Source organism: Shewanella sp. 125m-1, from assembly GCF_052977065.1.
The window spans coordinates 87,185-94,787 of record NZ_JBRILT010000014.1 but is presented as its reverse complement, the minus strand read 5'-3'; the positions used below and the strand labels follow the sequence as shown (position 1 = coordinate 94,787).

The window sequence follows — 7,603 nt, the reverse complement described above, 5'->3', positions numbered from 1 at the left end:
CCCCAGAACAGTAAAACCAAGGCCTCAACGGTATGCCAAAAATAAAAATGCCGTTCACCTTAAGTGAACGGCATTAACTCATAGAGTGCCTTTTCTTTTGCTTATTTTATGCCAATCATCATTAGCGAGTGAGCATTGAAGCGTATTTAGCTAACCTGAACTAGTTCGGTAATTCTGCATTGTGGTAGACGTTCTGTACGTCATCACAATCTTCAAGGGCAGCAAGGAACTTTTCGAACTGCTCAATCTCTTCTGCATCAGTAATAGCAGTCATTGTCTGTGGTAAGAAAGTAATTTCTTCCATAACATAGTCAGTGTCTTCTGGTAGCTCAGCAGCTAATGCTGTTTTCACTTTGAAGAATTCTGTATGCGGCGCGTATACGCTGATCATGCCATCTTCTAACTCTACGTCAGATACATCAACGTCAGCCATCATTAGCATTTCAAGGATGGCATCTTCGTCATCACCGGCGAATACGAATACCGCTTGATGATCGAACATATGACCAACAGTACCAGGGCCGCCGAGCTTAGCATCATTTTTAACGAATGCTTGGCGAACTTCAGTGAAAGTACGCTTAACGTTATCAGTTAAGCAGTCGGCAATAACCATGCAACCGCCAGGACCAAAACCTTCATAGCGTGCAGTTTCATAATCTTCACCACCGCCGCCACGGGCTTTTTCAATAGCACGCTCAATAACGTGTGCAGGTACTTGGTCTTTCTTTGCTTTGGCAATCATGGTGCGAAGCGCAAGGTTGCCGTCAGGATCGAAACCACCATTCTTGGCGCAAACGTACAGCTCTTTCCCGTATCGAGAATAGATTCTGGTTTTTTGCCCAGCGGTTTTCGCCATGGATTCTTTCTTGTTTTGGTATGCTCTGCCCATCTTGATCTTTCTCACTAAGCTTAAAAAATTGCCAGCAATGTTAGCAGCTTTATCGAAATAAATCAGCCGCAGGCCTTTAAAAATGCTAAACGCAGCGATTAATTTTGTTTAATAGCAGTAACTAAGAGTACTAAAGACCACCGGCCTAGTGTTTCCTGTTGTTTGCTTTGTTCTTTCGGGCACTCATTCGTGGGGCGGTAAGTGCGTTTATACGTTACTTTATGAACATGGCTAGTATGCAGTCTGTTCATTTTTTTCTCACTGTCCCCCTCCCTTTTGAGTGTTATTGATGCCGGTAAATATGCCCAGTTAATGTGAGGCTTCGATTACAGCTGTTGTCAGGGTTGTGTTTAAGTTTTTGTATTGTGCTTGCATTGTATTTTTATTTTAATTGCGTTTGTATTGCGCGATGTTAATCGGTTATTTAACTTAAACTGACAATCTATTATTTTAAATGTTTATCATTATTATTTTGAACGTTGCTTTACAGTATGCCACTCGATTAATTAATTATTAAATCCATTACTTCTGCCTGTTATTTTCCCATCAAGTTTTATACCGATTTTGATTTGTTAGTTATTGTTTTAACTACATTTTATTTTTAAGTGCTTGTTGTGGTGTAATTAATTGAACATTAAATGATTAGCGTATTATTTATGTGTGTTTATTTATGTGAACTCTACCTCGTAATAAATAGGTTGTTGAGAAATTAGTCACAAAAATAAGCTGTTACTACTAATAAGGTATTTGCGGGGGAGTAAAAGATCACGACTTAATAAAAATTATGGAGTGATGATGAAAAAATTTAATAAATGCAGTGTGGCGTTAATCGTTGCCACCGCTTTCGGTCTAGCTGCCTGTAGCGATGGTAAAGACGGTAATGATGGTGAAGATGGCACCAGTCCTCTACCACCGGTTGTCGAGGTTACTGAAGCCACTAATGTTGCAATGCTTGGCTATACGCTTGAAGAGGGCGCTGTACGCTTTGAGTTTGAAGTGACCAACGAAGAAGGCTTACTGGTAAGTGGGCTTGAAAAAGTGAGCGCTGAAGTGGCGGCTTTGACCGATAAAGGCATCGCACGGAGTCGCCCCGATTTTGAGGGGACAATCGTAGGTGGCAGCGCTAATGAGGCTACCGAAGGTGCGAGCTTGACCATGACTGAAGATGGCCGTTATGAGTTTTTAGCGCCTATGCCAGCAGTCAACGCTGGTACAGAAGGCATCATTCGTATCGCTGTTGGTGGCGGTGAGAATATTGCTAAGTCAAATTATATCGTGGTTGATAAGTCAGAAGGCCTACACACCACATCAACGGCAACCTGTCATGGTTGTCACGTCGATTACGCCGCATCTAACTTAAAGCATCCAAGCTACACCGCAATTAACACTGACGGTGAAACTGACTTAGTCGCGGGTTGTATGGTGTGCCACGGCAATGTGGTGCGTGATGACGGTGGTTATGCGCGTAACTCAATGCAAAAGATTGGTCATATCAATCACCAGAAATTTGAAAAAGATTTCGAACCAGCCAATTGTTATACCTGTCATGCTGAGCCTATAACTAAGGTTAATAGCATGAGTACTTGTACCGACTGTCACGATGCTGCTGGTGTCGGCACGGCGGCCGTTGCGATGACGTATAGTGGCTTTAGTGAGTCTGATGATGTGCGTTTATTCCATAAGAAAGTTGCGGAAAAAGCTCTGGTACGTGATGAGCATGCTGCAACAGTTTCAGCGCCTTATATGGCTGCTGATGGTGGCTATTGTACTGATATCGCTTTATTTAAAGGTGAAGAACAGCTAAATCTAGAAACGTTGCAGGCTGATGGCACTGTCTCTTATTTAGGGGCTTATTTACACGGCTATGATAATGCATCAATTGTTGGCCGCGCAGCGAGAACGAGCACTACAACGTACGATGCTAACGGGACTGCGTCGATCTGTTTTGCTAGCTTGGATGCAACATTCCCTGAATTAATGGCCAGCTCACGTATCACCTTTAACTTTGGCTCAGATGCTAGTTATGATGGCGTCACACTTCATGGTTATTCTGACATGATGTCGGGTACGTTATATGAGCGTCGCCATAGCGTTACGATTGATAGCTGTAGCACTTGTCATAACAACGAAACTAACTACCATAAAAACGGCAGCTATGCCGACGGTGGCTTAGGTTGTGTGGCGTGTCATAACAATGGTCAAGACCGTAGCTCTAAGAATTCAGCACCAGGCTTTGGTCCTATGGTCCACAGTATGCATTGGGGCGAAGGTAGCTCTGCGATAACGGGTGAGCCAAACTCAGCCACTAAGCTAAATGCTGAAAACTGTGTGGCGTGTCATGCCGAGGGGATTGATCTTAACGCGGTGCCAAACCAGTACATGTTGTCTAAAGCGTTCAACGGCGGTACTTCCGGTGTCGCATCAAGTCCAGTAACGGCAAATTGCTATGCTTGTCATGATAGTGATCAGGCGCTGAACCATATGAAGTCAAATGGTGGTGAAATCAATATTCCGGTAGATACTAAGGGTGACTGGTACAGCCAAGGTACGTCAGAATCTTGTGCAACTTGCCATGCTGAAGGTCGTTCATACGGTATTGAAAAATACCACGTATTTGACCGCAAAGAATAAAAAGTAAGGGTTAGCGCTCCCTGCAATTAGCTAACCCATATCTTTTTTGGGCTCTTATACAGAGCCCTTTTTAATTTCTGTTTTTATCCTGATGAAGTGCTAGACTGCTGCTCTATTGCGTTGTTTAGGAGTGCTTCCTATGCTTTGGAAATCTTTATCTTTTTCTGAGCTTTCATTGAATGAATTGTATGATTTGTTAAAACTCAGAGTTGACGTATTTGTGGTAGAGCAAAACTGCCCTTATCCTGAACTCGATAATAAAGATCGCCTGAGTCAGACTCAGCATCTTTTAGGAGTTAATGAGCAAGGCATTATTCAAGCCTATGCTCGAGTGCTCGCGCCTGGCGTGAGTTATCCAGATGCGAGTATTGGTCGAGTGATTGTGGCTGAGGCTGCTCGTGGTGGTGGTATTGCGCATACATTGATGCAAAAAGCGATTGCGATTTCGAGCAAGAAGTGGCCTGAGCATAATATTCAGCTTGGCGGCCAAGAGCACTTAAAAGGCTTTTACCAACACTTAGGTTTTGAGCCGGTCTCTGAGATGTATTTAGAAGATGGGATCCCACATTTGGATATGTTGTTAACGCTTAAACACTAATTTCAAATGCAGAAAAGCGCACATAGGTGCGCTTTTTTATTGATCATTGAGCAGCAGGTTTAAGCTCTTAGCGTTACTTCTGGCTTGTAGTCGACATCACCATTTTTACTGATCACTGCAAGCGTTTTGTTTTGCATAATAAACGCGAGTGGCCCAGCAGACAGATGACGGACAAAAAGTAGCCTGAAGCCAAATTTATGTAGATCATACAGAGCAATCTTTTGCTCTGCGCTCATGGTATCCCAATGAGTATCATGAGCAAGTGCAGTCCCTCGCTTTTCTTTAGAATGTAATGCAATTAGCATAATATCTCTCTATAAGTTAGCGTGTTTATATCACTAGATATTAATTATACAACGGCTGTCTAATATAACCGTTTTTTAAGCAGTTAGGCATGGGGTTATTCAGAAAATAGTTGTTTTTTTTAGTGAAAATTGGTCAACTTTTTAAATCTATACAACAAACGTATTAAGGAGTTAGCAGTGCTTAGCTATATTGAACCTGTATTTCGTCCACCATCAGAATGGAAGTCGCTGATCTTACAGGTGACCAATGGCTGTAGTTGGAATCAATGTAGTTTTTGCGATATGTACACTGAGCCGCAGAAGCGTTTTAGGGCGCAAAAGGCTGACAAGATAGAGCAAGATCTTATTGCCGTAGCTAACTCATCAGCACATATCTCTCGGGTTTTCTTAGCCGATGGTGATGCGATGACGCTGCCCTTCGCACGCCTCGAAAGCATCTGTTTGTTGATAAAACAATATCTCCCGAATGTGACTCGAATAAGCAGCTACTGTTTGCCTCGTAATATCAATAATAAGACCCCTGAACAGTTGCAACGGTTAAGAGAGCTTGGGTTAAGTTTGCTTTATATTGGCTGCGAGAGTGGTGATGATGAAGTGCTGGCTAGGATCAATAAAGGTGAAACCTTTGCATCTTCCTTAGCGGCATTACAGAAAATTAAAGCCGCGGGGATCAAAGCGTCAGTGATGATTTTAAATGGCTTAGGTGGTGTTGAATTATCAAGGCAGCACGCCGAGAATTCGGCCAAGTTGATGAACGCAGCACAACCAGAATATCTGTCGACCTTAGTGGTGACATTGCCTTTAGGCACACAGAGGATGGACGCGGCTTTTGATGGCGAGTTTCGGTTACCCAACCAGTCTCAATTGTTTGAGGAGATGCATACGCTATTGAGCCATCTTGAGCTAGAGAAGACCGTATTTCGGTCAGACCATGCTTCTAATTACCTGGTGTTAAAAGGTGTGCTGGGCAAAGATAAACAGGCATTGGTGGAGCAAGTTGCGGCCGCAATGAATACTCCTGAGCGAATTCAGTTACGGCAAGAGTGGCAAAGAGGGCTGTAAGGATTTAATACTCTTGGTATTGCCAACCTAGTTTATGTTGCTTTGCTGTTTTAATGTGTTCGCGACATCTAAGCACTGGTCTTTAAACCACTGGATTAACGGGTCTTTGTGAACTCTGGCATGCCAGTAAAGGGTGCTGTCTAGTTGAGGCAGCTCTTTAAGCACTACCGCTTCTAATCTCGATTGCCACTTTTCTGATGCCAGCGTTCGCTGCGATACAAAACCGACATGTTTGCCTGCTAGCAAGCCTTGTAACAATACTTGAAACGAGCCACTAATAAGGGTGATTTTACGCTGCAACTGGTTATGTAATGCCAGTTGAGTTATCTCAGCTTCAACTGAGTTTGAAGCTGAATACTCGGCGGTATCATATGCAAAAATTTGCGCTAATGTCGGTTGCTTAATTTTAGCTAAAGGATGATGTCGACTATAGGCGGCACAGTAATTATCACTACTGATATGGCGCCCATGGATATTGGCTGGAGGCGTATCTGTGCCCGCTGCTGCGATATCAATCTCACCGGACTCTAGCAAGGAAAAAACATCCTTGGGTTTATGGACAAATTCGAGCTCTACATTAGGCGCTGACATGAGTATTTTATCTAGCAGCATCGGGATCATTGTCTGGGTGAGGTCGTCCATAAACGCAATACGGATCACCCCATGACTTTTCATTGGATCGAACGCGCTCTGAGAGATGAGCCGCTCACTCAGTTGCAGCCATTCTGTGAGTGAACTATAGAGGCGTAATGCTTTACTGGTAGCCTTAATGCCTTGTCCCTGTTTTACAAATAGTGGGTCATCAAAAACGGCGCGAAGTTTTTTTAAATTTTGACTCATCGCTGGCTGAGATATATCTAGCCTTTCAGCACTTTTAGAGACGCTTTGCTCTTCAATCAAAATGGCTAAACTGAGTAATAAGTTTAAGTCGCATTGCTGAATAATTTTTAAATCTGTTGGGTTCATAAGGCTTTTTCTACAAGTAGATGTTTATGGCATAGTGCGATGATCTGACGTCTAAACCATTGTTGTAATTCAGGGGCTCTTTGATGGCGATCCCAGCAGACTTTTAGCTCAAGATTAATCGGTGAACCTAACCAGTCGAAATTTTGAGTCTCATCTTCAGGCAAAATTCTCATAGCAAAATGCGGCAGTAAGGTGACGGTATTATTTGTTTGTAGGGCATAAAGCAGGGCACTTAATGAATTTGTCGTTAAGGTATAAGCGGCATCGAGTGCATTTAGGTCCTCTAGCGCTTCAATGGAGTGTAATTGGTTATGCTCTTGAAATTGATAGCGTAATAGCTTAATTGCATCTTTGTCTGAGTGAAGGTTTTTCTGATTGGTCGTTTTGTGGGTGACCATTTGCCAAGGTGCTCGACCTATTGCAGTGCTAACAATTGGAGTGGAGACATTATCGTAAAAGCCAATAACGACATCAGCTTGCCCACGTCTGAGTAGTTGAAATCCGTTGGCATTTTGAGAAATATATTCTAGTTCAATACCGGGAGCCTGTTCACTCATGAGCTCAATTAATGGCGCAATAATCAGCTGGGCGGTAATATCGTTCATAATGAATCGGATGCGCCCTTGAGCCGTTTTGGGGTTGAAATGTTCGGCTTCTAATAATCGAGCTGTTTTGTCTAGTAAGGGGGTTAACTCCAAAGCAATGGCTTGCGCTTTGTTGGTTAGTGTCATGCCATTGTTGCTCTTTAGCAGTAATGGGTCGGCAAACATTAATCGTAAGCGTTTGAGTATTTGACTCATCGCTGACTGGGAAAGGCCTAGATGTTTAGCGGCATTAGAAACATGAGCCTCTTTTAGCAAGACAGCAAGGGCAAGTAATAAATTGAGGTCGCAATTTTTAAGACGTTCAAGATTAAGCTGAGTAAGCATTATGTTACCTAGTCCCTATTAACAATCTGACTATAAATGATAAATCTCAGCTTGAATAGGCGATGATGACATGAATCAATTTGGAGACCATCAAAGCCATCCTTGGCTCATGTCTGTCCATGTTTACCCTTAAATAAGCGTAATTTGTCCAGTAGTGTCCTTGGTAAGCATGCACGTTAACCGCCTTGGTTAACGTGAGCCTTACGCCCCTTCGCCTTATCAG

Annotated in this window: 7 protein-coding genes; 3 read left to right on the top strand and 4 right to left on the bottom strand. The window is 43.0% G+C overall.

Annotated elements, in window-relative coordinates; all coding sequences use genetic code 11:
• Positions 1-160: 160 nt before the first annotated feature.
• Complete coding sequence (locus ACVBIK_RS08820; protein ID WP_447160816.1) at positions 161-889, bottom strand: YebC/PmpR family DNA-binding transcriptional regulator; 729 nt, start codon at positions 887-889, stop codon at positions 161-163.
• A gap of 795 nt (positions 890-1,684) precedes the next feature.
• Here ACVBIK_RS08820 and ACVBIK_RS08815 point away from each other — a divergent pair.
• On the top strand, positions 1,685-3,520 hold the full coding sequence (locus tag ACVBIK_RS08815) for a multiheme c-type cytochrome (RefSeq protein ID WP_447169497.1): 1,836 nt from the start codon (positions 1,685-1,687) through the stop codon (positions 3,518-3,520).
• A gap of 139 nt (positions 3,521-3,659) precedes the next feature.
• Positions 3,660-4,118, top strand: coding sequence for a GNAT family N-acetyltransferase (locus tag ACVBIK_RS08810; protein WP_447160818.1), 459 nt, complete (start codon positions 3,660-3,662; stop codon positions 4,116-4,118).
• A 59-nt stretch (positions 4,119-4,177) separates the two neighbouring features.
• Here the strand turns inward: ACVBIK_RS08810 and ACVBIK_RS08805 are convergent, their stop codons facing one another.
• A complete protein-coding gene (locus ACVBIK_RS08805) occupies positions 4,178-4,423 on the bottom strand; it encodes a hypothetical protein (RefSeq protein ID WP_447160819.1) in 246 nt (81 codons plus the stop codon).
• Between the two features lie 177 nt (positions 4,424-4,600).
• Here ACVBIK_RS08805 and ACVBIK_RS08800 point away from each other — a divergent pair, with 177 nt between their 5' ends.
• Positions 4,601-5,485: a radical SAM protein gene (locus ACVBIK_RS08800; protein ID WP_447163868.1), complete on the top strand. Its 885-nt coding sequence runs from the start codon at positions 4,601-4,603 to the stop codon at positions 5,483-5,485.
• A gap of 27 nt (positions 5,486-5,512) precedes the next feature.
• Here the strand turns inward: ACVBIK_RS08800 and ACVBIK_RS08795 are convergent, their stop codons facing one another.
• Both ACVBIK_RS08795 and ACVBIK_RS08790 read right to left on the bottom strand, forming a co-directional pair.
• Entirely contained in the window at positions 5,513-6,451 is a 939-nt protein-coding gene (locus ACVBIK_RS08795; protein ID WP_447163869.1) for a LysR substrate-binding domain-containing protein, read from the bottom strand.
• Positions 6,448-7,380: a LysR family transcriptional regulator gene (locus ACVBIK_RS08790; protein WP_447160822.1), complete on the bottom strand. Its 933-nt coding sequence runs from the start codon at positions 7,378-7,380 to the stop codon at positions 6,448-6,450. Before ACVBIK_RS08790 ends, ACVBIK_RS08795 begins: the two co-directional genes overlap by 4 nt.
• Positions 7,381-7,603 lie beyond the last annotated feature (223 nt).